Annotated in this window: 32 protein-coding genes; 28 read left to right on the forward strand and 4 right to left on the reverse strand. The window is 57.9% G+C overall.

The window, feature by feature from the left end; all coding sequences use genetic code 11:
* Nucleotides 1-261: 261 nt before the first annotated feature.
* From QZY07_RS14515 to QZY07_RS14580, 16 genes are all read left to right on the forward strand, one after another.
* Nucleotides 262-1,680 carry an undecaprenyl-phosphate glucose phosphotransferase gene (locus QZY07_RS14515; protein WP_295404095.1) on the forward strand — a complete coding sequence of 473 codons (1,419 nt, stop codon included), beginning with the start codon at nt 262-264 and terminating at the stop codon, nt 1,678-1,680.
* 224 nt (nt 1,681-1,904) lie between these two features.
* Nucleotides 1,905-2,891 (forward strand): UDP-glucuronic acid decarboxylase family protein, encoded by a 987-nt coding sequence (locus QZY07_RS14520; RefSeq protein WP_295404098.1) that lies wholly within the window; start codon nt 1,905-1,907, stop codon nt 2,889-2,891.
* Nucleotides 2,881-4,113, forward strand: a complete 1,233-nt coding sequence (locus tag QZY07_RS14525) for a glycosyltransferase family 4 protein (RefSeq protein ID WP_295404101.1) — start codon at nt 2,881-2,883, stop codon at nt 4,111-4,113. Before QZY07_RS14520 ends, QZY07_RS14525 begins: the two co-directional genes overlap by 11 nt.
* Before the next feature lie 447 nt (nt 4,114-4,560).
* Nucleotides 4,561-4,806: a hypothetical protein gene (locus QZY07_RS14530; RefSeq protein WP_363184268.1), complete on the forward strand. Its 246-nt coding sequence runs from the start codon at nt 4,561-4,563 to the stop codon at nt 4,804-4,806.
* Nucleotides 4,807-5,022, forward strand: a complete 216-nt coding sequence (locus QZY07_RS14535; RefSeq protein WP_295404106.1) for a type II toxin-antitoxin system HicA family toxin — start codon at nt 4,807-4,809, stop codon at nt 5,020-5,022. It abuts the gene before it with no gap.
* 105 nt (nt 5,023-5,127) lie between these two features.
* On the forward strand, nt 5,128-5,406 hold the full coding sequence (locus QZY07_RS14540; protein WP_295404108.1) for a hypothetical protein: 279 nt from the start codon (nt 5,128-5,130) through the stop codon (nt 5,404-5,406).
* 101 nt (nt 5,407-5,507) lie between these two features.
* Nucleotides 5,508-5,837 (forward strand): hypothetical protein, encoded by a 330-nt coding sequence (locus tag QZY07_RS14545; RefSeq protein ID WP_295404111.1) that lies wholly within the window; start codon nt 5,508-5,510, stop codon nt 5,835-5,837.
* A gap of 667 nt (nt 5,838-6,504) precedes the next feature.
* Complete coding sequence (locus QZY07_RS14550; protein ID WP_295404114.1) at nt 6,505-7,386, forward strand: DUF2887 domain-containing protein; 882 nt, start codon at nt 6,505-6,507, stop codon at nt 7,384-7,386.
* A 930-nt stretch (nt 7,387-8,316) separates the two neighbouring features.
* A complete protein-coding gene (locus tag QZY07_RS14555) occupies nt 8,317-8,607 on the forward strand; it encodes a nucleotidyltransferase family protein (RefSeq protein ID WP_295404118.1) in 291 nt (96 codons plus the stop codon).
* 107 nt (nt 8,608-8,714) lie between these two features.
* Nucleotides 8,715-8,978 carry a DUF433 domain-containing protein gene (locus QZY07_RS14560; protein ID WP_295404120.1) on the forward strand — a complete coding sequence of 88 codons (264 nt, stop codon included), beginning with the start codon at nt 8,715-8,717 and terminating at the stop codon, nt 8,976-8,978.
* Nucleotides 8,978-9,109 carry a DUF5615 family PIN-like protein gene (locus tag QZY07_RS27470; protein WP_363184271.1) on the forward strand — a complete coding sequence of 44 codons (132 nt, stop codon included), beginning with the start codon at nt 8,978-8,980 and terminating at the stop codon, nt 9,107-9,109. Before QZY07_RS14560 ends, QZY07_RS27470 begins: the two co-directional genes overlap by 1 nt.
* Before the next feature lie 78 nt (nt 9,110-9,187).
* The gene (locus QZY07_RS27475; RefSeq protein WP_363184273.1) at nt 9,188-9,463 is read left to right on the forward strand and encodes a type II toxin-antitoxin system PemK/MazF family toxin; all 276 of its coding nucleotides are present in this window, start codon (nt 9,188-9,190) and stop codon (nt 9,461-9,463) included.
* Between the two features lie 163 nt (nt 9,464-9,626).
* Complete coding sequence (locus tag QZY07_RS14565; RefSeq protein ID WP_295404124.1) at nt 9,627-9,854, forward strand: hypothetical protein; 228 nt, start codon at nt 9,627-9,629, stop codon at nt 9,852-9,854.
* Nucleotides 9,832-10,479, forward strand: a complete 648-nt coding sequence (locus QZY07_RS14570) for a hypothetical protein (RefSeq protein WP_295404127.1) — start codon at nt 9,832-9,834, stop codon at nt 10,477-10,479. The genes QZY07_RS14565 and QZY07_RS14570 overlap by 23 nt, the downstream gene beginning before the upstream one ends.
* Before the next feature lie 270 nt (nt 10,480-10,749).
* Entirely contained in the window at nt 10,750-11,001 is a 252-nt protein-coding gene (locus QZY07_RS14575; protein WP_295404130.1) for a type II toxin-antitoxin system Phd/YefM family antitoxin, read from the forward strand.
* Nucleotides 11,001-11,420 carry a type II toxin-antitoxin system VapC family toxin gene (locus QZY07_RS14580; RefSeq protein WP_295404133.1) on the forward strand — a complete coding sequence of 140 codons (420 nt, stop codon included), beginning with the start codon at nt 11,001-11,003 and terminating at the stop codon, nt 11,418-11,420. Before QZY07_RS14575 ends, QZY07_RS14580 begins: the two co-directional genes overlap by 1 nt.
* Before the next feature lie 184 nt (nt 11,421-11,604).
* Here the strand turns inward: QZY07_RS14580 and QZY07_RS14585 are convergent, their stop codons facing one another.
* The gene (locus QZY07_RS14585) at nt 11,605-12,546 is read right to left on the reverse strand and encodes a hypothetical protein (protein ID WP_295404135.1); all 942 of its coding nucleotides are present in this window, start codon (nt 12,544-12,546) and stop codon (nt 11,605-11,607) included.
* Between the two features lie 417 nt (nt 12,547-12,963).
* On the opposite strand from QZY07_RS14585, the gene QZY07_RS14590 reads away from it, so the two are divergent.
* The 12 genes from QZY07_RS14590 to QZY07_RS14645 all read left to right on the forward strand — a co-directional run bounded on the left by QZY07_RS14590 (nt 12,964) and on the right by QZY07_RS14645 (nt 20,174).
* Nucleotides 12,964-13,662, forward strand: a complete 699-nt coding sequence (locus QZY07_RS14590) for an FkbM family methyltransferase (RefSeq protein ID WP_295404138.1) — start codon at nt 12,964-12,966, stop codon at nt 13,660-13,662.
* 33 nt (nt 13,663-13,695) lie between these two features.
* Nucleotides 13,696-13,941, forward strand: coding sequence for a hypothetical protein (locus QZY07_RS14595; RefSeq protein ID WP_295404140.1), 246 nt, complete (start codon nt 13,696-13,698; stop codon nt 13,939-13,941).
* Nucleotides 13,929-14,258: a PIN domain-containing protein gene (locus QZY07_RS14600; protein ID WP_295404142.1), complete on the forward strand. Its 330-nt coding sequence runs from the start codon at nt 13,929-13,931 to the stop codon at nt 14,256-14,258. The genes QZY07_RS14595 and QZY07_RS14600 overlap by 13 nt, the downstream gene beginning before the upstream one ends.
* 289 nt (nt 14,259-14,547) lie before the next feature.
* Nucleotides 14,548-14,862: a hypothetical protein gene (locus QZY07_RS14605; RefSeq protein ID WP_295404145.1), complete on the forward strand. Its 315-nt coding sequence runs from the start codon at nt 14,548-14,550 to the stop codon at nt 14,860-14,862.
* Between the two features lie 82 nt (nt 14,863-14,944).
* Nucleotides 14,945-15,424, forward strand: coding sequence for a type II toxin-antitoxin system VapC family toxin (locus QZY07_RS14610; RefSeq protein ID WP_295404148.1), 480 nt, complete (start codon nt 14,945-14,947; stop codon nt 15,422-15,424).
* Between the two features lie 29 nt (nt 15,425-15,453).
* A complete protein-coding gene (locus tag QZY07_RS14615) occupies nt 15,454-15,633 on the forward strand; it encodes a hypothetical protein (protein ID WP_295404150.1) in 180 nt (59 codons plus the stop codon).
* Nucleotides 15,634-15,694: 61 nt separating this feature from the next.
* The gene (locus QZY07_RS14620; protein ID WP_295404152.1) at nt 15,695-15,970 is read left to right on the forward strand and encodes an FkbM family methyltransferase; all 276 of its coding nucleotides are present in this window, start codon (nt 15,695-15,697) and stop codon (nt 15,968-15,970) included.
* 126 nt (nt 15,971-16,096) lie between these two features.
* Nucleotides 16,097-16,315, forward strand: coding sequence for a hypothetical protein (locus QZY07_RS14625; protein WP_295404154.1), 219 nt, complete (start codon nt 16,097-16,099; stop codon nt 16,313-16,315).
* The gene (locus tag QZY07_RS14630; protein WP_295404155.1) at nt 16,315-16,734 is read left to right on the forward strand and encodes a type II toxin-antitoxin system VapC family toxin; all 420 of its coding nucleotides are present in this window, start codon (nt 16,315-16,317) and stop codon (nt 16,732-16,734) included. The genes QZY07_RS14625 and QZY07_RS14630 overlap by 1 nt, the downstream gene beginning before the upstream one ends.
* Nucleotides 16,735-16,930: 196 nt before the next feature.
* Nucleotides 16,931-17,665 carry a class I SAM-dependent methyltransferase gene (locus tag QZY07_RS14635; RefSeq protein WP_295404157.1) on the forward strand — a complete coding sequence of 245 codons (735 nt, stop codon included), beginning with the start codon at nt 16,931-16,933 and terminating at the stop codon, nt 17,663-17,665.
* Between the two features lie 147 nt (nt 17,666-17,812).
* A complete protein-coding gene (locus tag QZY07_RS14640; RefSeq protein WP_295404159.1) occupies nt 17,813-19,003 on the forward strand; it encodes a glycosyltransferase in 1,191 nt (396 codons plus the stop codon).
* Nucleotides 19,004-19,040: 37 nt separating this feature from the next.
* Entirely contained in the window at nt 19,041-20,174 is a 1,134-nt protein-coding gene (locus tag QZY07_RS14645) for a glycosyltransferase family 4 protein (protein ID WP_295404161.1), read from the forward strand.
* A 23-nt stretch (nt 20,175-20,197) separates the two neighbouring features.
* Here the strand turns inward: QZY07_RS14645 and QZY07_RS14650 are convergent, their stop codons facing one another.
* The 3 genes from QZY07_RS14650 to QZY07_RS14660 form a co-directional block, all read right to left on the reverse strand.
* On the reverse strand, nt 20,198-20,881 hold the full coding sequence (locus QZY07_RS14650) for a methyltransferase domain-containing protein (protein WP_295404163.1): 684 nt from the start codon (nt 20,879-20,881) through the stop codon (nt 20,198-20,200).
* Between the two features lie 38 nt (nt 20,882-20,919).
* Entirely contained in the window at nt 20,920-21,750 is an 831-nt protein-coding gene (locus QZY07_RS14655; protein ID WP_363184279.1) for a glycosyltransferase family 2 protein, read from the reverse strand.
* Between the two features lie 8 nt (nt 21,751-21,758).
* Nucleotides 21,759-22,180: hypothetical protein (locus QZY07_RS14660; protein ID WP_295404167.1), on the reverse strand; the 422-nt coding region annotated here is incomplete at its 5' end.

Below are 22,180 nucleotides of genomic sequence, written 5' to 3' on the forward strand. Positions count from 1 at the left end.
AATTCAAAAAAGCAATATCGAACTGCTTATCTGATACTCATACAACATACCGGAATGAGCTAGAAACACTCTTGTCGTTAAAGTTTCAGCGATTTGAAAAATCGCAAATACTATCTATTTAGAGTATAACCGAATGGCGGCGAGGGGAAAGGAGGCGAATACGACCGAAGAATAACCGCTGTTGTTTCAGTCATTTGGATTAGGGCGAGATCGTTGAATATTAGAAATCGTGTTGCAAGCATCGGCGTTGAGAGAAAATGTATGCCTCATCTCAGTATCGTAAGCGGCAAGCTGAATTATGTACTGTATTTTTCGGATATCGGCTTCCTGACAGTCGCCGCCATTGCACTTTATTATGTATTCGATCTAAGCGAAACACTGACAATAAAATCGAACTATGCTCTCGCCATCGTGATCGCCATCGCGAGCTATACGGCCTTCACCTTTTCTAACGAGACTTACGATTGGCGAAAACTCCCTCAGCAAGTCAAAAAACTCTTTCCGACCTTCGGTGGCGTTATTTTTGCGTTTGGCAGCGTACTAATCACCGCCTTCGCGCTCAAGATCACCAGCGATTTCTCCAGACTGTGGCTGGGTTTCTGGTTTGCCGGCTTCACCGCTTATATCCTGGTCAGCCGCGTCTTCCTCATCAGGTATTTCGCTAAAGGCACAAACGATTTTTTCCCGCAACGCCGGACTCTGATCATCGGCGCCAGACACAGCGGCCAGAAAATACTGGATCAAATCCTCCTTCTCAATGATCAAGGTCTTGAGGTCGCCGGTTTTCTGGATGACCTTTCACCGCAACTGCCGCATGCCTATCGCGGCATCCCCATCATTCAGGACATCACTCGGGTCGCGGATATCGCACGCAACCTGAAGATCGATCTCGTCATCCTCACACAGCCCTGGAATCGGCAAGAACGGCTCGACGAACTTCTCAAGACGCTAGCGAATTTGTCTCTAGATATTTACCTCGCCATCGACAAGTTGCCGTTACGTTATTCGGAACAACCGATTTTCCGGGTCAGTGGCCTTCATGTTCTGAGCATCAAGGACCGCCCTATCAGCGAATGGAACGCGGTCATCAAGCGCATTGAGGATCTCTGCATCGCCATCCCGGCGATCATTCTCCTGTCTCCCCTCATGGCCATTGTCGCCATAGCGATAAAATTAGAGTCAAAGGGCGACGTGCTCTTTGCTCAGGATCGCTTCGGATTCAACAACAACCTCATAAATATCTATAAATTCCGCTCCATGTATACCGACATGACGGATCGTGCGGGTTGCCAGCAAACTGTTCATGACGATCCGAGAGTCACCCGCGTCGGACGGTTTATCCGCAAAACCAGCATCGACGAAATCCCCCAACTTTTCAATGTCCTGCTCGGCAACATGTCGCTCGTCGGCCCCCGGCCGCATCCAACCGGGATGCAATCGGAGGGACGCCTCCTGCATGAAGCGATCGATGACTATGCCAGCCGCCACCGCGTCAAGCCCGGCATCACCGGCTGGGCGCAATGCAACGGCTGGCGCGGCGAGACCGACACACGGAAGAAAATCGAAAAACGTATCGAGTATGATCTCTATTACATCGAGAACTGGAGCCTCTTCCTGGACCTCCTTGCGCTCGTCAAAACGGGGCTACTGCTGATCAGGAAGGATGCACATGCCTACTGACCCCGCGTTTGGTTCCATCATCCAGCCGCGCCGCGAAGCGGTGTGGCGGATGCGAGCCAGTGGTCGAGGCGAAAGCCTCTTTCCACCAGGCGAGAGGGGAAATGCGATCCAGGCATGGCTTTTAAAGAACGGCCCAAACGGCATCCCAGCTCCCCATGCGCACGAATGAACTCCAGCAGAAAGGACATCAATCATCCCATGACATCAGGACGCCCGAATCAGGCATGACCGCCCATTATTCCCTACGCAAACGCATCATGATCACCGGTGGCGCCGGCTTCCTCGGCTCTCACCTCTGCGATCGTCTCCTTGGCGACGGTCACGACGTGCTCTGCGTGGATAACTTCTTCACTGGCACCAAAGACAACATCATCCACCTGATGGGCAACCCGCATTTCGAGCTGATACGCCACGATGTCACCTTTCCGCTCTATGTCGAGGTCGACGAGATCTACAACCTGGCCTGCCCGGCGTCCCCCATCCATTACCAGTTCGACCCCGTACAGACCACTAAGACCTCCGTGCATGGCGCCATCAACATGCTCGGGCTCGCCAAACGCACCAAGGCCAAGATCTTTCCAGCCTCCACCAGCGAGGTCTACGGCGACCCCGCCGTGCATCCGCAGACCGAGGACTACTGGGGCCACGTCAATCCCATCGGCCAGCGATCCTGCTATGACGAAGGCAAGCGTTGTGCTGAAACCCTGTTCTTCGACTACCACCGTCAACACAAGCTGCACATCAAGGTCGCCCGCATCTTCAATACCTACGGGCCGCGCATGCACCCCAACGATGGCCGGGTGGTCTCCAACTTCATCGTCCAAGCGCTCAAGGGTGAGCCCATCACCATCTACGGCGACGGTTCGCAGACCCGCTCCTTCTGCTATGTCGACGACCTGATCGACGCCTTCGTGCGGTTGATGAACACGCCCGATGATGTCACCGGACCGGTGAACATCGGCAACCCCGGCGAGTTCACCATCAAGCAGCTCGCCGAGAAGGTGGTCGAGATGACCGGCTCGTCCTCGCGGATTAGCTATGAGCCGCTGCCCAGCGACGATCCGACTCAGCGGCAGCCGGATATCACCCTGGCGAAAGAACGGCTGGGTTGGGAGCCTACAATCACGCTCGAAACAGGGCTTGCAAAGACGATTCCCTATTTCGACGCGCTGCTTAGGAAAAATAGCGTGGTGATCGACCATGGCGTTTGATGCACATCAAGCGCATACGCCGCCGAAGACGGTCACCATCGCGTCACTTTTCTATTGGCCGGAGAAAACCGGAATCGCACCACCCGTCCAGCAATTGGCCGAGATGCTGGCTCAGAGCGGCGCCCAGGTGACCGTCCTGACTCCCCGGCCATCCTATCCGGAAATGGCGGTCTTTCCCGCGTATCGAGGCGGTGCGCGTGACCGCGAAACCCATCAGGGCGTGTCGATCATCCGTGTTCCAATTGCCCCGCAAAAACCGGGCGGGGGATTGATATCCCGTTTCATCACCGAAGGGGGCTTTGCATGGCGAATCTGGTGGCGCTTGGCCAGACATCCCCGCCCTGAGCTGATGATTGCCGTCTGCCCCTCCATCCTGACCGTTGGGGCCATGCTGCTCGCCGTCTCCAGCAAGTCACAACGCGTGGCCGTGGTATATGACATTCAGTCAGGTTTGGCGAAATCGCTCCAGATGACCGGACATTCCGCGATTGCCACACTCATCGAGTGGCTAGAGCGGATCACGCTCAACCCGGTGGATCGGATCATCACACTCTCTCAAGCCATGACGGATGCCATTCGGGGCATTGGCGTCGCAACGCCGATCAGCATCATCCCGCCCACGGTGGATGACGATCTCATCCAACCCCGACTGGAAAACCCCGGACCCATCACACTCCTCTACAGCGGCAACATCGGCCGTAAACAGGGCTTGGAGCAATTGATCGATCTGGCCGAACGCATTCAGCAGCGGCAACTGGACGTCGCTCTCATCATCCGTGGCGACGGCAACTACCGCGAAGAACTTCAGCGCCGCGCGCGCGCGCGCGGGGTGGACAATCTGCGCTTCGAACCCCTGCTGCCGGTCGAGCGCTTGTCCGAGGGCCTGGCCGAGGGTCACATCCATCTGGTGCCCCAGAACCCCGCCGGCGCCGCCTTTGCGGTGCCGAGCAAGATCTACTCGATCATGGCGGCCGGTCGACCCTTCATCTGCACCGCCGATCTGGGCTCACCGCTTGACCGCTTGCGCGCGGAGTCGGACGCCTTCCTCATCTGCCCGCCCAACCAGTCGGAGCGATTCGCCGATACGGTGGAGCACCTGATGGCGGACCCAGCCGAACGCGCCCGCCTTGGCCGCAACGGACGGGCTTACGTCGAGCAGCACGCCGGCAAGGCCGCCTGCGAGCGTGCCTATCGCGCCCTACTCCTCGACACCCATTCCTGAATTGGCTGTTGATGCGTCGGCGGTACCGCCCTTTTCCCAACATCGAACGCCCCAAAAACAGTACACCCCCCCTCTCGCACCCCTGATCCGTGCTCGGAACGCACACCCAGCGCCGCATCGCCCACCGGAACCGCGCCATGCCGCCCAAACTCACAAAATTCGCCACGCTGATCCGGCACCCGCGTGATTGGCGCGCCCTGCGCCACGGCGTGGCCGCGACGGTCGAGGTTTCTGGCGGAGGCAGGATTTCGCGTGGACGGGCGGTTCAATGAGCCGCTTCACCAGGGGCAGCGGGTGCAGGCGGATTGGTTGTTTCGGCGGGATTGATGGGCGTGAGTGATTTGGAACGCACAACGATTAGAAAATGTTGCCAATTTTCCCAGGAGCAATCAACAATGACGATACCGAGTGATCCCGTGATCCTCTCAAATCCGCGCGAGGACGATTATGCTCACTGAGTACATTCAAGCCGCCTTGGCTCGTTCGGAATATAAGATGCTCGACGATCAGACGTGGTTTGCCGAGATCCCTGGGTTCGAGGGCGTCTGGGCCAATGCGGCGACAGTGGAGTCCTGTCGCTCCGAGCTGTGCGAGGTTCTCGAAGAGTGGTTGATTCTCAAATTACGTGATCACGATCCCATCCCCATCGTCGACGGACTCGATCTCCGCATTTTGGAGTCCGAGGCGGCGTGAATGCCCAGAGCAGTCTCGCGACAGGAGTTGATTCGAAAATTCAGGGCCTTGGGATACTCAGGCTCTTTCTCGGGCAAACGCCATCAATTTATGCAAATGGGTCGACGGAAAATCCGTATTCCGAATCCGCATAGCGGCCAGGATATCGGCGCGGGGCTACTGGTTGAGATTCTCCGCCAGGCTGGCGTTGAGAAATCGGTCTGGGACGAACTTTGAGATGTGCAATGGGAGACCTGATAAGCATCTAGCCGCGCCCTCCGCCAGGTTGTACGTTCTCTCTTAGGAGCAGAACGAACGGACGCCCCAACGGAGGAAGCCGCCATGAAACTATACGGCGGAATTGACCTGCATTCCAATAATCGTGTGGTGGTGCTGCTGGATGAGACCGACGCGGCCGTGTACCGACAACGCCTGCCGAATGACCTCAGCGCGGTGCTGGACGCGTTGGCGCCGTTTGCTGACGCCATCGAGGGACTGGTGGTGGAGTCGACCGACAACTGGTCTTGGCTGGTCGATGGGCTGATGGAGGCGGGCTATCGGGTGCACCTGGCCAACACGGCGGCCATCGTTCAGTCTTCGGGACTGAAGGATGCCGATTGAGCGGCTCGAGCAGACCCCTCAAGTCGCGCGTGAAGCGGCGGCCTGAATTGAAGCCCTTGCTGACGGTCAGTGGCATCGGTCAGAGTCTCGGACTGACCGTCATGCTTGAGACTGGCGACATCGCTCGCTTTGCCAAGGTGGGTCACGACGCCTCTGACGGGCGTTGCGTCGGCCGCGCTCACCTGAGCAATGGCACGCGTAAAGGGCAAGGCAACACCAAGAATGGCAACCAGTCTCTGGCCTGGGCTTGCATTGAGGCGGCCCACTTCGCGGTGCGCGACAACCCCCGGATCAAGCGCGACGACCCGCGCCAGTGCGCGCGGACCAACGCCGCGATCGGGATCAAGACCGTGGCGCACAAGCTGGCGCGGGCGTGCTTCTACATCCTGCGCGATCCGGTGACGTTCGAGGTGAACAACGCTTTTGCGTGAACGGGCGGCGACGCCGAGCTCGCCCTGGGGTTGGCTGATCGCCATCAGATCTGATTCGGCCGGCGTCGTCTCCCATCCTTCAACGTCAGAGCAGGTTGAGACGGATGCGCCTCTGTCATGAGCCATCTTGGGGTTGGACCTCCGCTCTGGAGGAGCCAGCGATCGGTGAGATGGGCGGCCCAATGGCCACCCGCTCGCGATGGACCAACAGCGTCCATCGGTCGCGGGCGGCGCCATTGAAGGGTTTGCCCGAAGCACATGGACATGGCAGGGAACCGACGCCTTTCTGGGGCTCTAACGAGCCAGGGGCCGGTGATCGACCTCGCACGAGGCGACGCCTGGGCCTTGATCCAGAAGGGTGACTGGTGCGGATCCACGAGAGTCCGTCACCGCTGACATGAAAGCCGAAGGCGCGGACAACGTCGACGACTGAGCTTGACGCCAACACGAGAACATGGGATCGGCCATGAACGGAGAAGAGCGCTTTATTGATCGGGGGCAGCTAAATGGTGGCCCCCTCTCGCGCGATGCGTACGTAGCTACGTAGCTCTTTTGTCATCATGCGCCGCATGGGGTTGACGACCGCTTGCCTTTGACCAGTACCTCGTCCAGGCTGGGCTCACCTCACCGCGACGATGACAATGGTTGCATATCCGAGGCTGATTTCATGAAAACCGACCACCCCATTTATCTCTTTCTGTCCGCCGGCGCCGAGGCGTTTTGGGTGTTGACCGGCGGGATCCGGCTGGAGGGCGCCTACCGCTTCAGCTCGACCACGCTCAAGACCCTGGAACGGCGTCTGGACGGACTCCTGGAACCCGAGGGGCATGATGGGCCGGTCTATGTGGTCGAATTCCAGGGACAGTTTTCGGAGAAGGCCGGTTACAATCTGCTGACCAAGATCAGACTCTACGGCGAACAGTGTCCGACGCGTGATGTCATCGGGATCGGGGTCTTTCTGCGCGAGCGGGAGGTGCCCGATTATCCCGGCGGACTCTGTCTCTCGCCCGGCTTGGTGCGGATCGTCTTCCTGGAGCAGACCCTCCCGGAGTGGCTGGCGCGCGAGCCGGAGAATCCCTATCTGGCGGTGTTCGCGCCGCTGCTGATCGAGGACGAGGCGGAATTGCGCGCCTGCGCCCCGGAGTTGTGGCAACGGGTTCAGCGCGCGCCGCTCCCGCCCGAGACGCGCGACCTGCTGGCGCAAGTGATGGAATTCTGGTTTTTCGAACGGTTTCGCGGTCTGACTGCGCAGGAGATCTGGGCCATGTTGAATCTGGTAACGCCTATTCAAGAGACGCGTGCGTATCAATCCATCTTTGCCGAGGGTGAGGCCAAGGGCAAGGCCAAGGGCGAGGCCGAGGGCAAGGCCAAGGGCGAGGCCGAGGGCAAGGCGAACACCCTCAAGCGCCAACTCAAACGCCGCTTTGGCCGCCTGCCCGCCTGGGCCGAGCCGCGCATCGACGCCGCCCCGGTCGAGCAACTCGATGCCTGGCTCGATGACATCCTTGACACCGACAGCGTGGACAGCCTGCTCGGGCCGGAGCGGTAGGGCGGCGCCCGCCGATCCACGCGCAACCTATAGTAGACGGCGACGCGTTGCGGACGGGGCGAATACCCCGTCCGGTCCGGGGGAAACGGTACGCGATGCGTATCTACGTAGCTTTTCAAGACCTGATAAGCATCTAGCCGCGCCCTCCGCCAGGTTGTACGTTCTCTCTAGGAGCAGAACGAACGGGCGCCCCAACGGAGGAAGCCGCCATGAAACTGTACGGCGGAATTGACCTGCATTCCAATAATCGTGTCAGGGCGAGCGCGCATAAATTTTTCTGAAATCAATAAATTCAAATAGTTAAGAGGCGATCTCCACAATAAATATGAGCTTTAACTTATTAATTTATAATGGCACGCGCTCGCCCTGATCCGGCACCCGCGTGACTGGCGCGCCCTGAGCCACGGCGTGGCCGCGACGGTCGAGCATGCAGTCGCGCTCTCGGACGCGACACCTTCGCCACCGCCACCGTCATCGATGTCGGCGCCAACAAAGGGCAGTTTGCCGTTTTCGCGCACACCCGCTGGCCCCGCGCCCGGCTCATCTGTTTCGAGCCGCTGCCCGCGCCAAGCTCGCCCGCGTCACCCAGGGCCGCGCCGAGATCCATGACTGCGCCCTCGGCGCCGCGCCCGGCGAGGGCCAGATGCATCTGGCCACGCGGGAAGACTCCTCCTCGCTGCTGGCCCTCAGCACGCGCCAGAAGGCCATCTTCGGCATGGAAGAACAGGGCGAGCTCCGGGTGCCGATCCAGCGCCTCGACGCCTGTCTGACGACGCCACTGACGCGGCCCAGCCTGCTGAAGATCTACGTGCCGGGCTTCGAGTTGGAAGTGCTCAAGGGCGCGACCGGCCGGCTGCCGAGATCGACGCTGTCTCTGTCAATGCGTCCGAAGTCATTAGAAAACGTGGTCCTTCCCGGTTTTTCTTCCACATGGAACCCTCCATCGCACTCCAGGTACACCGAAAAACCATCCGGCGGATCGTTCAATTGCATCGGGCAAGCAATCCGCGCGTGTTCGGATCCGTGCTCCATGGCGCGGATACGGAGGAGAGCGACCTCGACTTGCTCGTCGTTCCCTCGCGGGAGACGTCACTGTTGGATATCGCCCGCATCCAAGTCGAGTTGGAGCAACAATTGGGCGTTCCGGTCGATGTGCTGACGCCACGCGCCCTGCCGGAGCGATTTCGCGATCAGGTGCTTCGCGAGGTGCGTTCGATATGACACCGAAAGCGCTCCGCGCTCCGGATGATCTCGACCGCATTCTCCGGCTTTCTCCTCTCGACCTTGCTATCATTCAGACGACGATCTGACTTGGAGCCTAACGCGCGATGAATGCCGTCATCGATCATGACGCCTCGCTCAAATACTTGGATGGTCGGATCACCGTTCACCCAGACATCTGCAACGGGCATCCGACGATCCGGGGCATGCGGATCACCGCCGAGACGGTTCTCGGCTTTTTGAGCGTGGGAGAATCCCCGGACGAGATCTTGCGCCAGTATCCCTCGCTAGAGCCGGCGGACATCGATGCTTGCCTGCGCTTTGCCGCTCACTTGATGGCCCGTCGCTATAGGCTGCGCGATGTCGCCTGATGCCGCGTTTCCTGATCGATGTCAACCTCCCGTATCGTTTCGCATTGTGGTCGGATGGCGACTGTTCGCACATGCGCGATCTCGGTGAAACCTGGACGGACACCCAAATTTGGGAGTACGCCCGTGAGTGAAGGATCTGCCGTGGAAGGCGTAAATCGGGGTGACGTCGTGTTAGCCGCGACGGCTGGGGACTATGGAAAACCGCGACCGTGGCTGGTGGTTCAAACAGATGGATACAACCCTCACTACACCCCGGTTCAATTCTCGCCTGCCCGTTCACGACGCATGAGGAGCCCGCGACCTATCGAATTTCTATAGACCTCCCATCAGGCGACTCTCAACGTCGTTCTTGGGTGATGGTGGACAAGTTGATGGCCAACAGACGCGAGCGCCTCGGAGCGAAAATCACGACTGCATCAATGCAACAGATCGCGGCCGTCGAGCACGCGATAGCCGAATTGCCCGGTCTCCGTGCGCCTGACTGACCCGTCGCCTTGGATTAGAGTGGAGCGTGCAATAGGAGACCTGACCCCGGTTTTCCCTCAAAACCCCGATCCCTGTAGTCGCTCTACCCACCCTCGCTACCCGAACCGGGCGCGGTTCGCTATGATCCAGTTCGACCCATTCCATCTGTCATGGAGGCTGATCATGACCACGGCTGAAAGAATTTTTGAAGAAGCGCGCACGTTGTCCGAGTGTGATCTGCGCGAAGTACTCGATTTTGTTGGCTATCTGAAGTCTCGCGCACGCCAGCCCATGGTCAACGAAGCCTATGTCGCAGCGGAGACCGACTGGGCGGAGTTCGAGCAAGGCGCTGGCCTCTGGTCGGGAAAGTTTGTCCGTGAAGCGTGTTATGACCGCAAGATTCTTCGCTGATACCAATGTTGCCGTCTATGCGCTCGATGCCGATCCGCAACGCCATGAGCGAGCGTTATCCATCATGCGACGGCACCCGGTGATCAGCACGCAGGTCGTGAATGAATTCATCAGCGTGCTGACCGGCAAGCATCGCGTGCCGCGTGACCGAGCTAACCGTTATGCGCGCATTCTGCTGGACCTCTGGGTCAGTCATCGGGTACGGCCACAGTGTCAAGGCGAGGCGGATTACTTCCGCTGTGCCGATGACTTTGTCGCCGGCTTCCAAGACCAGCAGGAAGCACAACGATTTCATGTGGCCCTCGGCGAGCGGTTGGCGAAGTTCAAGCTGCGCCTCGCCGAAGATAAAGACGCGGTGTTTGCCGTTTGGGCGCTTCGCCCGACACAATGCGCAGGCGCGAGGTGGCAAGCCCGAGGAGTTTACTTTTCTCGGCTTCACCCACGACTGCGGCAAGACCAAGAAGGGTCACTTCAAGGTCAAGCGCCGCACCAGCCGCAAGAAGCTCGGGGCCAGCGTAAGGCGTACAACTGGGATGGCTACAACGCCGTCCTGCGGCAGGTTCAGTGGCCGCGCGTGCGCATCCGCATCGACCTGAATCCCTTTCGAAGAGCGGAGGCTTGTTGAATGACCGACCGAGGAGCCGGATGTGGGAAAGCCGCTTGTCCGGTTCTGAGAGGGGCCGGGTCGCAACTCGGACCGGGACGAGATCTTGTGGCACCGCCGGGAAACTAGGCGGACAACAGAGAACACAAACGTCGTCCTACCGTCCGGGGAGCGCCCGGTCTACTCAAAACCCCGTTCCCTGACCCCGTTCCCCTTTGACCCCGTTCCCCTTTGGCGTTCCAGATGTCTATAGAGTAACGTAGCGAAATAGAAAGTCTTATCGGAGGACCCATGTCCGTCACAACCATCTCCAGCCGAGAACTTAATCAGGATATTGGCCGCGCCAAAAAAGCCGCCAAGCATGGCCCCGTGTTCATTACGGACCGCGGCAAACTCTCCCATGTCCTGCTCAGTGCCGAGGACTACCAGCGACTCACTGGAAAACGCCGCAACCTGGTTGACGCATTGTCCATGCCCAGCCTATCAGAGATCGACTTCGAGCCGGCGCGTCTCACCATCCAAAGCCGCACCGTGGATTTCTGATGTACTTGCTCGACACCAATGTGATTTCCGAACTGCGTAAAGTCGGCGACGGCAAGGCTGACGCCAATGTTGTCCAGTGGGTGTCGAGCATTGACGCGGCAAGCAGTTATCTTTCCGTGGTCACCATCATGGAGTTGGAAATCGGCATCTTGCGTATCGAGAGGCGCGACCAGCGACAAGGAGCCATGCTTCGCGCATGGCTCGAGAACCATGTTCTCCCCGAGTTTGCCGGTCGCACCTTATCCATTGATGCCGCCGTGGCACGACGCTGTGCCCGCTTGCATGTCCCGGATCCTCGTTCCGAGCGCGACGCACTGATTGCCGCCACGGCCCTCCGTGACGGGATGACGGTGGTGACACGAAACCTGTCGGACTTCAAGAACCTGGGGGTCCAGCTCATCAATCCCTGGGGGAGCTGAAGCATTCTTGCAACCAATAAATTGACCCCGGCCCCTTTTCCCCCAGCGAGGTGAGACGGTCTTGCTCGATTCAATACCCTGCCCCCTGGATTGACAAGGTGTGCAATGGGAGACCTGACCCCGGTTCTTTGACCTGACCCCGAACCCCCGTGCCCCCGATCCTGCTGACCCCGATCCCTTTTGCTCAGTGGAAAATGGTCTCGGGGGTCTCGGCAGTGAGGATACGCTCGGACCACTCTTCGAGCTGCTTTGGCTCGGCGGATTCAATGCGCGAGCGGTAGATCTCGGCTGAGTCGGGACCAAATTTGCAGGAGAACTGGCGCAGCAAGATGTTGGCTTCGCCACGCTGAATCCCGGCCTGTTCAACAGTGGTGACATACGGCATATGGTGTTGCTCCTCGTAGGCATAGAGTTGCTGACGAAAGTCCGCCTCCAGCCCCGCGGGCAGGCGGATCATCCAGTCGATCAGTCGAAAGAGTTCCAGAATCAGCGCCCGTTCGTAGCCGCGCTCGTACATCAGGCGGATCAGGCGGAATTTCCAGCCCTTGAGCGTCTCGGCCTCCTCGGTGACCTTGGCGCGGATTTGCGCCATCACCACCAGGGCGAAGACGTTGTCGCTCGCTTCCAGCTCGGCCCAGCGCTCCGGCGCCAGGTCATCGAGCAGTTTGACCATCGGAAACCGGAAGGCGATCCCGCAGCCCCAGCGGGCATGGCGAAACTGGCTGGGGCGAAAATTGGCCGTGGTGTCGGTCAAGACCGCGAGACTGACAACATCCAACCCATAACGATCCCGCAGCCGGGACTGGTAGACAAACATCCGCTCGCCAAAGCCGCTCTCGGGATCGCCCCGAACTTCGACATGGATCAGCACCCAGATCTCACGCCCGTCGCGGGCGCGCGCACGAGCGAGTTTGTCGGCGTGGCGGCGACCGCGCGGGCTGTCGCCGCCGATCTGTTGCAGTTCCTTATCGAGAAACACCGGCGGTGCGCGCCAGTCGATTTGGGCATGGATGGCCGGAAATAGCAGCGCGAGGAATTCCGGGAAAAAGCGATCCAGCGCCTCTTTCCAGGGGCTGTCGTAGTCGCTCTTGGCGGTGGCGTCCGAGGTTTGGGGGTCGGCTGTCATGGGCTGAGTGTAGCCGATTCGCCGATGCGGGCGTGACCCCGGCTTTGAGTGGGGCGAGCGCGAATGTTGGGTGGCCAACAGCGGCAACCCAAGCGACGCCGCTGTGCGGATGTGCAAGGGAGACCTGACCCCGAACCTCACGGATATTCAACGGGCCGAGAGAGGAAGAGCAGAGGGTTGTTGGATGGCGGGGGCTTCAACCATAGACTCAATGTGCAATGGGAGACCTGACCCCGACCCCTTTCATGATCGAAAAAGCTCTGGCGCCGCTCGTTGCTTCGCGACGTGACCGCCATGATCCAGAGAGCCACTGTTGTGGAAAACGTGGTCCATCCCGGTTATGCTCTCGCACCCCCTGATCCGTGCTCGAACCCAACAACCCAGCGCACCCCCGCCGCATCGCACAGGAACCGCGCCATGCCGCCAAAACTCACCAAATACCTCACCCTGATCCAGCACCCGCGTTACTGGCGCGCCTTGCGCCACGGCGTGGCCGCGACGGTCGAGCATGCGGTCGCGCTCGGACGCGACACCTTCGCCACCGTCATCGATGTCGGCGCCAACAAAGGGCAGTTTGCCGTGTATGCGCGCACCCGCTGGCCTCGCGCCCGGCTGATCTGTTTCGAGCCGCTGCCCGCGCCCCGCGCCAAGCTCGCCCGCGTCACCCAGGGCCGCGCCGAGATCCACGCCTGCGCCCTCGGCGCTGCGCCCGGCGAGGGCCAGATGCATCTGGCCACGCGGGAAGACTCCTCCTCGCTCCTGGCCCTCGGCACGCGCCAGAAGGCCATCTTCGGCATGGAAGAACAGGGCCAACTCCGGGTGCCGATCCAGCGTCTCGATGCCTGTCTGACGACGCCACTGGCGCGGCCCAGCCTGCTAAAGATCGACGTGCAGGGATTCGAGCTGGAAGTGCTCAAGGGCGCGACCGGACTGCTGCCCGAGATCGACGCCGTCTATGTCGAGGCGTCCGATGTCGAACTGTACGAAGGTCAGGCCCTGCTCGGAGAGATCGAGCGGTTTCTAGTGGATGCGGGGTTTCGCGTGGACGGGCGGTTCAATGAACAGCTTCACCAGGGGCAGCGGGTGCAGGCGGATTGGTTGTTTCGGCGGGGTTGATGACGCTTTGGATGCTGATGTGGAGCCACTGAAATGAGCGCCCGTTATTACGAAGCCCTCGCCGACATCCCGCAGGACCATTACCTCCATTTGCGGCTTCCGCCCGAGATTCCGGTTGGACCCGTGCGCGTGGCAATTATTTTTGAGACCGACCCCCGCGCGCGCGCCACGGGCGATGACATCAAGCGCCTCCTCGGCGCCATGCCGGACGTCGGCGAAGACGCGGACTTCTTACGCCCACGCGACCTGGGCCGGGAGGGCACGGAATGGGATACCTGATCGACACCAATGTCCTGTCGGAGCTGCGCAAGCAGGAACGGGCTGACGGGAGCGTTTTGCGATGGTATGCCGGGATCCGGGGCGACGATCTCTATCTCTCGGTGCTGGTGGTCGGCGAGATCCGCAATGGGATCGAGCGCTTACGCCGGCGCGATCCCGAGGCCGCCGGACGTTTGGAAACCTGGCTGGCAAGCGTGCAAACCGATCTGGCCGGTCGGATTCTCCCGGTGACAACCGGGATCGCGGATCGCTGGGGTCGGTTGGGTGCCAGACCCGCGACCCGTCATCGACGCCTTGCTGGCCGCAACCGCTCTTGAGCATGACCTGATTCTGGTGACCCGCAATGAACGAGATGTGGAGCGAACTGGCGTGCGGATTCTCAATCCGTTCTCGGTTTGATTTGCGCATCAAGCCCCGTCAGGTTGTGCGCGCGGAACATGATCGTGTGCGATGTGAGACTTCATCGGCACCCGCCACGTCATGCGCTGCTTCACCCGCGCCGACGACTTCAAGACTCCAACACATGGAAGTCGGCATGATGGATGACCGCCGCGCACTGGCGCGGCCCAGCCTGCTGAAGATCGACGTGCAGGGTTCGAGCTGGAAGTGCTCAAGGGCGCGACCGGCCTCCTGCCCGAGATCGACGCCGTCTCTGTCGAGGCGTCCGATGTCGAGATTTACGAGGGCCAAGCCCTGCTCGGAGAGATCGAGCGGTTTCTGGCCGATGCGGGGTTTTGCGTGGTCGGGCGGTTTATGAGCCGCTTCACCAAGGGCAGCGGGTGCAGGCGGATTGGCTGTTTCGGCGCGCGCCGACCTCGGACACCGCGCCGCTGTGAGCAAGCGGAGCACAGCGTGCAAGGGCTAATGCCAGCCTGTCGGTCGAATGAATCGCGCGCGGCACAATTTTATCTTATAAATTAGTGGCTTTAGCGCACGACGTTTTGCCAGTTGAGTTGAGGCTATCCGTGATGAAGATGGCATTTTTTATCTTTCGGCGAAAAAAATGAACCCCATCGTTTATGTCGAAACCTCTGTCGTTTCCTATCTCACAGCGCGTCCGAGCCGTGATCTCGTCATTGCGGCAAGACAGATATGGACACGGGAATGGTGGGATCTTGCCCCGCAACGATGGACATTGCGGATTTCCGATCTTGTGCTGGAAGAAGCCAGCCGTGGCGATGCGCAAGCCGCCGCGCGGCGCATCGATGCATTGCGTGGAATCGATGCGTTACCGATCACGCCTGATGCCGAAATCCTTGCGGCCCAATTGCTCGACTTGCGTGCCTTACCACCGACCGAACCTGAAGATGCCTTGCATATCGCCCTGGCGACGGTCTCTTCCGCACACTATCTCGTGACCTGGAACTTTGCTCATCTGGTCGGACCAGATGCGAAATTAAAATTGCTGGACTCGCTTCGCACCTGTGGCTATCGCCCGCCGCTCCTGACGACGCCGGAAGAGTTACTGGAGATCATGACATGACAGGCCCCAATCCTTCGAGATCCTCCCGTGTGCCCGACCCGATCCTGGCCGAACTGTGGGAAGTCAAACGTCAAATTAATCAAGAAGCCGGCTATCGTTTGCAAGAACTCACCCGGATGGCCAAAGAATCCGCCAACCGTATTCGCCGCCAGCGACCTTGCCCGGAAACACAGGAAATCGGAAGGAATAAGCAAGTGGATGATGAATAACCTGTCGGATGACGCGGCATTCACCCGACCGAGGCCACTTCAAGACATGGAAGTCGGCAGGATGGATGACCGCCGCGCACTGGCGCGGCCCAGCCTGCTGAAGATCGACGTGCAGGGATTCGAGTTGGAAGTGCTCAAGGGCGCGACCGGCCTCCTGCCCGAGATCGACGCCGTCTCTGTCGAAGCGTCCGATGTCGAGCTTTACGAAGGTCAGGCCCTGCTCGGAGAGATCGAGCGGTTTCTGGACGAGGCGGGGTTTCGCGTGGACGGGCGGTTCAATGAACAGCTTCACCAGGGGCAGCGGGTGCAGGCGGATTGGTTGTTTCGGCGGGGTTGATCGCACACATGGATCAGAATCGAGCCAGACCGTTCGCATCCATGAATGTCCGTGAGAGAAAGTTAGAAAATGTCGAACTGTTACAAAGCCTTTTCTGTGATGGCAAGAGTCACGAGGACTTGACACATGCAAATCGTACTGGATATTCCGGAAACGCTCGCAGAGAAGCTTCGTGCGTTGCCAAACCCGCAACAATTCGTGATCGATGTGTTGGCTCAATCCCTTGATGGCGGACTGAACTCCGATCAGTGGTGGGTGTTGTTGGAAGACATTGAATCGGTGGCTGTCGATACCGGTATCACTGATCTCGCCGCGCATCACGATCACTATCTCGGTGCGATTTGATGGGGAGCATTTTCGTCGATACCGCCGCCTTGATCGCATTGGGCAACCGCCAGGATCAATGGCACGCCCAAGCCATCAGTATGAGTCGTCAACTGACGTTGGCAGGATGCCGTTTCCTAACCACCGATGCCGTCCTGCTCGAGGTTGGCAACACCTTCAGCCGAGCGGCTTACAAACCAGCCGCGCTGCGGTTGATCCAGACCGCGCGCGAGTCGCCCCGCTGGCGCTGTGTTGCATCCGACCGCGTATTAGTGGATCGCGGGCTTGCTCTGTTTCGGCAGATGACCGATAAAGATTGGAGCCTGACGGATTGCATCAGCGTTGTTGTCGCGAGAGAGCAAGGATTACAGCAGATCTTCACAACAGATCATCATTTCACGCAAGCGGGCTTCGAAATCCTGTTGCGTGAGCATGCGTGAAGGACTTGGCAGAAGACGTGGTCCGTCCCGGTTTTTCCCCCAGGCGGATTGGTTGTTTCGGCGGGCGTGATTGCCACACCTTGATCAGAGAATCTGAGGCGGTGCCTGAGCTTAATGGCCCCTTATATCGGAATGAAAACTGCCCCTTTTCCCCGACCGAACTTTGGCCTGTGATGCCAAAATTATGAGGTATTCTATGTACAATCACGTTCAATCGATGAAGGAAGTACTGCGGCATATACTGCATATATCGGGATTGGAGTCCATACTGCGCGCATACAAGAACCTTCGTGGCTATAAGACCGGTCATTTAGCCTCAGCCTCTTTGGAGGAGCGTTTTCATCAGATCTATACGACTGGCGTCTGGGTCCATAGCACAGGGCAGGAATCGTTATCGGGGCTCGGCTCAGAGGCTGCGGTTGTTAAGGCGATTGCGCCACGTCTATCTGATCATCTTCAATCTTTAAAGGCGCAGTCCCTTCTTGATGTTGGCTGCGGCGACTTCCGATCCTTCAGGGATTGCCAGTTTAATGGCCACTATATTGGCGTTGACATTGTTGGTGACGTTATTGCGGATAATCTCAATAGGTACGGAGGTAAAACGAGAGAATTTCGTAAGCTCGACGCAGTAGTAGGACCGTTACCTGAAGCCGATGTTGTTTTGCTTCGCGAAGTGCTATTTCATCTTTCTTTTGAGGATGCGAAAAAGGTGCTTAGGAATGTCACTTTGAGCGGCGCAAAGTACCTGATTGCCACGAATGATGGTTCAATCTGGTTTAATTCTGATATTTCTAGCGGGGATTTTCGAATTTTAAATCTCTTGAAAAGCCCGTTCTGCTTACCTCCGCCCCTGCATAAAATCGACGATAGCTTAGTCGCGGAGGGACGCATCCTAGCCACATGGCAAGTCCAAAATCTGCCGATTCTTTGAAGGGTCGCATCGCGTATTAGCCCAACAAGCGTGTCTAATGAACAGCTTCACCAAGGGCAGCGGGTGCAGGCGGATTGGTTGTTTCGGCGGGCGTGATCGCAAATCGATCATCATCGATCCTCACCCCTTTTCTGCTTTGGACTCCGAATGAACATTCTCCACGTCATCACGACCCTATCCCCGCGCTATGGCGGCCCCACGACTGTTCTGAAGGCGCTGGCCAGACAACAGGTCCAAGCTGGCCTGAATGTCACTATCTGCACAACGAACGCCGATCACCCCAAGGGTATTTTGGACGTGCCGCCCAATGTTCCGATCCTTGAGGATGGCGTGACGACTTGGTATTTCTCCGTCGATTTCCATCCGCTGGTGGTGTCGCGATCACTCTGGCACTGGGCAAGACGCTCGCTGCACACCTTCGACCTCGTTCATATCCACGGGCTTTACCGTTTCCCGCTCACCTATTGCGCCCGACTCGCCAGAAAGCAGGGCATTCCCTATGTGATTAGTCCGCACGGGGCGCTTGATCCCTATCTTTACGCCAGAAGTACGGCGAGCCTTGGCCTCAAGCGGCTCTATGAACGCTGGTTCGATTTGCCGAACCTGCATGGCGCGGGCGCGATTCATTACACCGCCGAGGACGAGCGCCGTCTCGCCGCCTTTCTTCAACTGCGCGCGCCCTCCTTCGTGGTACCGAATGGCATCGACTGGGCGCCATTCGACCAGTTGCCGCCCAGAGGCGCGTTTCGTCAAGCCATGTCCATTGGCGACGCGCCCCTGGTGCTCTTTCTCGGACGCCTGCATCACAAGAAGGGGCTGGATATTCTCGTCCCGGCGTTCGATCAAGTGCGGCGCTCGCTCCCGCACGCGCGGCTGGCTATCGTGGGTCCGGCGAACGACGATTATGGCGATCAGGTGCGCGCCTGGGTGCGGGAGCGCGGGCTTGAACAGGCGGTGGTCTTCGTGGAGTTCCTGACCGGAATCGAACTGGTTCAGGCTTACGTGGACGCCGATGTCTTCGTGCTGCCGTCCTATACCGAGAACTTCGGCATGACCGTCGTCGAGTCCATGGCCTGCGCGTTGCCAGTCATCATTTCCAGGCATGTCAACATCCATCACGAGGTGACAGAGGAAGGGGCGGGGCTGGTCACCGAATGCGATGCGGATGAGGTGGCGCGAGCGATCCTGGAATTGCTAAACGATCCAGAACGCCGCCAGCGGCTGGGCGAAAACGGTCGGCGTGCCGCGCAGAGTCGCTACACCTGGCCTCGGATTGTCGATCTGTTGAGTGAAGAGTATCGGCGCGTGATCGAACGCCGTCGGGCGAATGGGCGTTAAGGCGTTCCGCTTTCACATAACTTGGCACGAGTAAACCATGGTGCAAAAAACAGCAAATCGAAGTGCAGTTGTCTTTCTCTGGGACAATTTCGGCCCCTATCACATGGACCGCGTCGAGGCCGTGCATCGGCATCTGTCGGATCGGGTAGATGTCATCGGGGTCGAACTGACGCCTAAAAGCACCACCTACGCCTGGGACTCTAGGCCGTCCGAAACCTTCGAGAAAAGAACCGTCTTCACGGACACTGCGCCGCGCTCCACGATCGCACGAGTCTGGCGAATCCTCGCCAATCTGCCGCCGCCGCGCGAGACCTGTTTTTTCCTCTGCCATTATCAAGATCCCGCCATCTTCCTGTTGGCTGTCGCCCTGCGCGCACGGGGAGGACGGGTCATTGTCATGCATGAATCAAAGTACGATGATTACCAGCGCCATCTTTGGCGGGAGTGCGGAAAGCGCCTCTATATGTTGCCATACCATGGCGCACTAGCCAGTGGAAAACGATTGAAAGATTATGCGAGGTTTCTCGGTATGCCTTCACATAGGATTGCCGGTGAATATAACGTCGTGAGCGTCAGTCGGATTCGTCGTCAGGCCGGCGTACCGCCAGCGCCGGAGGGTACGGCCTTCCAGGATCGTCATTTCACGTCGATCGCGCGTCTTGTACCAAAGAAAAACCTGGCCATGCTCTTATCGGCCTATGCGCTCTACCGGCAGACGGTGGACGCGCCGCGCCCTCTGCATCTGTGCGGTTCCGGACCGGATGAAGCTGCCTTGCGTCAGCAAGCGGACGACCTGTGTCTCTTTGAGCACATTGTCTTTCGCGGCTGGCTCCAGGATGATGTCATCAGCCAAACGCTCGGCCAGACGCTGGTTCTCTTGCTGCCGAGCGTCGAGGAGCAATTCGGCAATGTCGTCATCGAGGCGCAGGCGATGGGGTTGCCGGTCATCCTGTCCGACAACTGCGGCGCCCGTGATCTGCTCGTGCGCAGCGGTGTCAACGGCTTTGTCATCGAGCCAGACAACCCACGTGGCATGGCGTATTTCATGCGATTGTTGAGCGATGATGAGGCGCTGTGGCGACAGATGTGCGAAGCAGCGACCGCCAGCGCGCCACAGGGCGATGTGCAGCGGTTTGTCGACGGAGTGGAGACTCTGATAAAAATCGCGTGAGAAAAACGGCGCAACAACCAAACTCACCGGCGGCAATGGAGTGCATTGGAAATGCCGTCCGTTGCAGTGTCTTTCGAGCCTGGTTTTCTGCATTCAACCCCAAGGCAATTCTCCCATCTGCCTTTGTCCTCTACAGCAGCAAAAAAAGAATCCAGCGAGTCACCAAAAAATGCTCTTCTGATTTCAATGAAACCAGCATGTTCAAGCTCCGGCTTTATTGACTTGTAATCCCACATCCAAAGGTGCTGTGAATTCCCCAGCCAAGTGGTAACCAGCCCTTTTGCTCCCCTCGCTCGGCTTTCATGACCAAGGAAGGATTCCCTCATGAACTCTAGAGCTGCGTTATTTTTTTGATTTTCAATATAATTTTTTACTAAATATTCCAAGTCCGGCAATACGAAACGAAATATTCCGTCAGATCGCAAGATTTGAAACGTATTACGTAAAGCAGCCCGGAAATCAACAAGTGAAAGATGTTCAAGCACATGGGAACAATAAATTCCCTTACATGAATCCTTAGCGACAGATAAGCCTTTCACAATGTCGCCATACTCTACATTGCTTGGGAATCGTAATTCATTCTTCGTATACAAGCGGCCGATGACAGGTAATCTTTCAAAACGCAGCGTGGGAGAAGCATCGAAATTACGCCATTTGCTGGGCGCAGAAGACCATCCGCAACCATATTGAACATATTCTGCTTTCATTCTTTCCCCATCCTTATTTGATCGCTATCAGTGATAATTTACGAATTAGTCGCACTGTTTGAGTGATGGCGCCTATTCTCATGAACGTATCGCTTGGCATAGTACAATGGATGCGAGAGCCATTTGGCAATTCGATAGTATAAGCTAATAATATTATCGACTGGGCTTCGTGTTCTACCCATCGCCTTTTCGAAAAGCCGGCCTGTATCAATCTTATATGCAGCATTTAATCGCCCTGTGCCGCTGATCGATTCTCCATGGATTCGAAACAGTCCAAGAACGTCATCATGACACGCGAGCTTCGCTCCCGCTAGAAGCATATCGATAAGCAACTCCGCATCCCAACAAGTGCGATTATCCACATTAAATCTTCTAGTCTTTTCGTAGGTAGATCTACGAAAAAACATGCCTTGCTGAATGAAATCCGCTCCCCCATAAAGCCACTTGATCATGGTGAAGTCCATGGGTCTAATTGGCTTGATCAATGCGCCAGTCGAATCGACAACATGACCCGCACCTAAAACAATATCCACATCTGGATGATCTTCCAGGAAACGATCGATGCTGTACAAGGCGCCAACCGCCAACGCATCATCAGCGTTAATGAACGCTAGCCAGTCTCCAGTCGCTTCGTCGAATCCTTTGTTAAGGCCGTCGGCTGGCCCTCGATCAGGTTCTAATATCACAGTCGATATCTTATTGCGGTACTGCTTGATGAGATCGCGACTTCCATCAGTCGACCCCGCGTCGACCACGATATATTCAACATTCGGATGACCTTGGTTAAGGATCGACAAGATTGTTTCCTCAAGGAATCCGGCCTGATTATATGAAATTGTCACAATAGAAAATTTTGGCATATTCCTCATAATAAATTTTACCTAATAGTGTGTGCTGATAGGTCAAAGGCGGGGTATTGCATCGAAGAGCGCTTGCTCTCGTAAAAAGCATAGACGTAGGCCAACAAAGCAGCCATCGTCAGGGCCGTGGACCACCTTGCCGATGCGCCAAAAGGCGAGAAAAAAATATTCCAAAAGAGACCGATCGATACACTGTAGAAATAGACTGGGAGGTGACGCAGATTCGGCAGGATGATGCGTGAAAGCATCACTAGCACGTAGACCCAAAATACGCCACCAACAACTCCGGCCCAGACCAGAGCGCCCATTATATAAGAGTGTGAGGGTATCAACAGCTCAGTGGTGTATGCCTCAACGGGGCCTTGATCATCGTTCCGGCCACCCCCTACGCGGCAATGGGTAGAAGATAGGCCGGCTTTGGAGGCGGCGGTCGTCGGCG

Source organism: uncultured Thiocystis sp. (genome assembly GCF_903866365.1).
Lineage (GTDB): Bacteria > Pseudomonadota > Gammaproteobacteria > Chromatiales > Chromatiaceae > Chromatium.

What these genes read in the sequence shown, in the direction of transcription:
- QZY07_RS14625 (WP_295404154.1), top strand. Translation starts at nt 16,097, where the DNA reads ATGCAAATCGTACTGGATATTCCGGAAACGCTCGCAGAGAAGCTTCGT.
- QZY07_RS14590 (WP_295404138.1), top strand. Translation starts at nt 12,964, where the DNA reads ATGCCGCCAAAACTCACCAAATACCTCACCCTGATCCAGCACCCGCGT.
- QZY07_RS14570 (WP_295404127.1), top strand. Translation starts at nt 9,832, where the DNA reads ATGACCGCAAGATTCTTCGCTGATACCAATGTTGCCGTCTATGCGCTC.
- QZY07_RS14520 (WP_295404098.1), top strand. Translation starts at nt 1,905, where the DNA reads ATGACCGCCCATTATTCCCTACGCAAACGCATCATGATCACCGGTGGC.
- QZY07_RS27470 (WP_363184271.1), top strand. Translation starts at nt 8,978, where the DNA reads ATGCCGCGTTTCCTGATCGATGTCAACCTCCCGTATCGTTTCGCATTG.
- QZY07_RS14640 (WP_295404159.1), top strand. Translation starts at nt 17,813, where the DNA reads ATGAACATTCTCCACGTCATCACGACCCTATCCCCGCGCTATGGCGGC.
- QZY07_RS14555 (WP_295404118.1), top strand. Translation starts at nt 8,317, where the DNA reads ATGGAACCCTCCATCGCACTCCAGGTACACCGAAAAACCATCCGGCGG.
- QZY07_RS14650 (WP_295404163.1), bottom strand. Translation starts at nt 20,881, where the DNA reads ATGAAAGCAGAATATGTTCAATATGGTTGCGGATGGTCTTCTGCGCCC.
- QZY07_RS14580 (WP_295404133.1), top strand. Translation starts at nt 11,001, where the DNA reads ATGTACTTGCTCGACACCAATGTGATTTCCGAACTGCGTAAAGTCGGC.
- QZY07_RS14545 (WP_295404111.1), top strand. Translation starts at nt 5,508, where the DNA reads ATGCTTGAGACTGGCGACATCGCTCGCTTTGCCAAGGTGGGTCACGAC.
- QZY07_RS14620 (WP_295404152.1), top strand. Translation starts at nt 15,695, where the DNA reads ATGGATGACCGCCGCGCACTGGCGCGGCCCAGCCTGCTGAAGATCGAC.
- QZY07_RS14635 (WP_295404157.1), top strand. Translation starts at nt 16,931, where the DNA reads ATGTACAATCACGTTCAATCGATGAAGGAAGTACTGCGGCATATACTG.
- QZY07_RS14515 (WP_295404095.1), top strand. Translation starts at nt 262, where the DNA reads ATGCCTCATCTCAGTATCGTAAGCGGCAAGCTGAATTATGTACTGTAT.
- QZY07_RS14595 (WP_295404140.1), top strand. Translation starts at nt 13,696, where the DNA reads ATGAGCGCCCGTTATTACGAAGCCCTCGCCGACATCCCGCAGGACCAT.
- QZY07_RS14525 (WP_295404101.1), top strand. Translation starts at nt 2,881, where the DNA reads ATGGCGTTTGATGCACATCAAGCGCATACGCCGCCGAAGACGGTCACC.
- QZY07_RS14560 (WP_295404120.1), top strand. Translation starts at nt 8,715, where the DNA reads ATGAATGCCGTCATCGATCATGACGCCTCGCTCAAATACTTGGATGGT.
- QZY07_RS14600 (WP_295404142.1), top strand. Translation starts at nt 13,929, where the DNA reads ATGGGATACCTGATCGACACCAATGTCCTGTCGGAGCTGCGCAAGCAG.
- QZY07_RS14610 (WP_295404148.1), top strand. Translation starts at nt 14,945, where the DNA reads ATGAACCCCATCGTTTATGTCGAAACCTCTGTCGTTTCCTATCTCACA.
- QZY07_RS14575 (WP_295404130.1), top strand. Translation starts at nt 10,750, where the DNA reads ATGTCCGTCACAACCATCTCCAGCCGAGAACTTAATCAGGATATTGGC.
- QZY07_RS14630 (WP_295404155.1), top strand. Translation starts at nt 16,315, where the DNA reads ATGGGGAGCATTTTCGTCGATACCGCCGCCTTGATCGCATTGGGCAAC.
- QZY07_RS14645 (WP_295404161.1), top strand. Translation starts at nt 19,041, where the DNA reads ATGGTGCAAAAAACAGCAAATCGAAGTGCAGTTGTCTTTCTCTGGGAC.
- QZY07_RS14585 (WP_295404135.1), bottom strand. Translation starts at nt 12,546, where the DNA reads ATGACAGCCGACCCCCAAACCTCGGACGCCACCGCCAAGAGCGACTAC.
- QZY07_RS14540 (WP_295404108.1), top strand. Translation starts at nt 5,128, where the DNA reads ATGAAACTATACGGCGGAATTGACCTGCATTCCAATAATCGTGTGGTG.
- QZY07_RS14655 (WP_363184279.1), bottom strand. Translation starts at nt 21,750, where the DNA reads ATGAGGAATATGCCAAAATTTTCTATTGTGACAATTTCATATAATCAG.
- QZY07_RS14565 (WP_295404124.1), top strand. Translation starts at nt 9,627, where the DNA reads ATGACCACGGCTGAAAGAATTTTTGAAGAAGCGCGCACGTTGTCCGAG.
- QZY07_RS14535 (WP_295404106.1), top strand. Translation starts at nt 4,807, where the DNA reads ATGCCCAGAGCAGTCTCGCGACAGGAGTTGATTCGAAAATTCAGGGCC.
- QZY07_RS14530 (WP_363184268.1), top strand. Translation starts at nt 4,561, where the DNA reads ATGCTCACTGAGTACATTCAAGCCGCCTTGGCTCGTTCGGAATATAAG.
- QZY07_RS14550 (WP_295404114.1), top strand. Translation starts at nt 6,505, where the DNA reads ATGAAAACCGACCACCCCATTTATCTCTTTCTGTCCGCCGGCGCCGAG.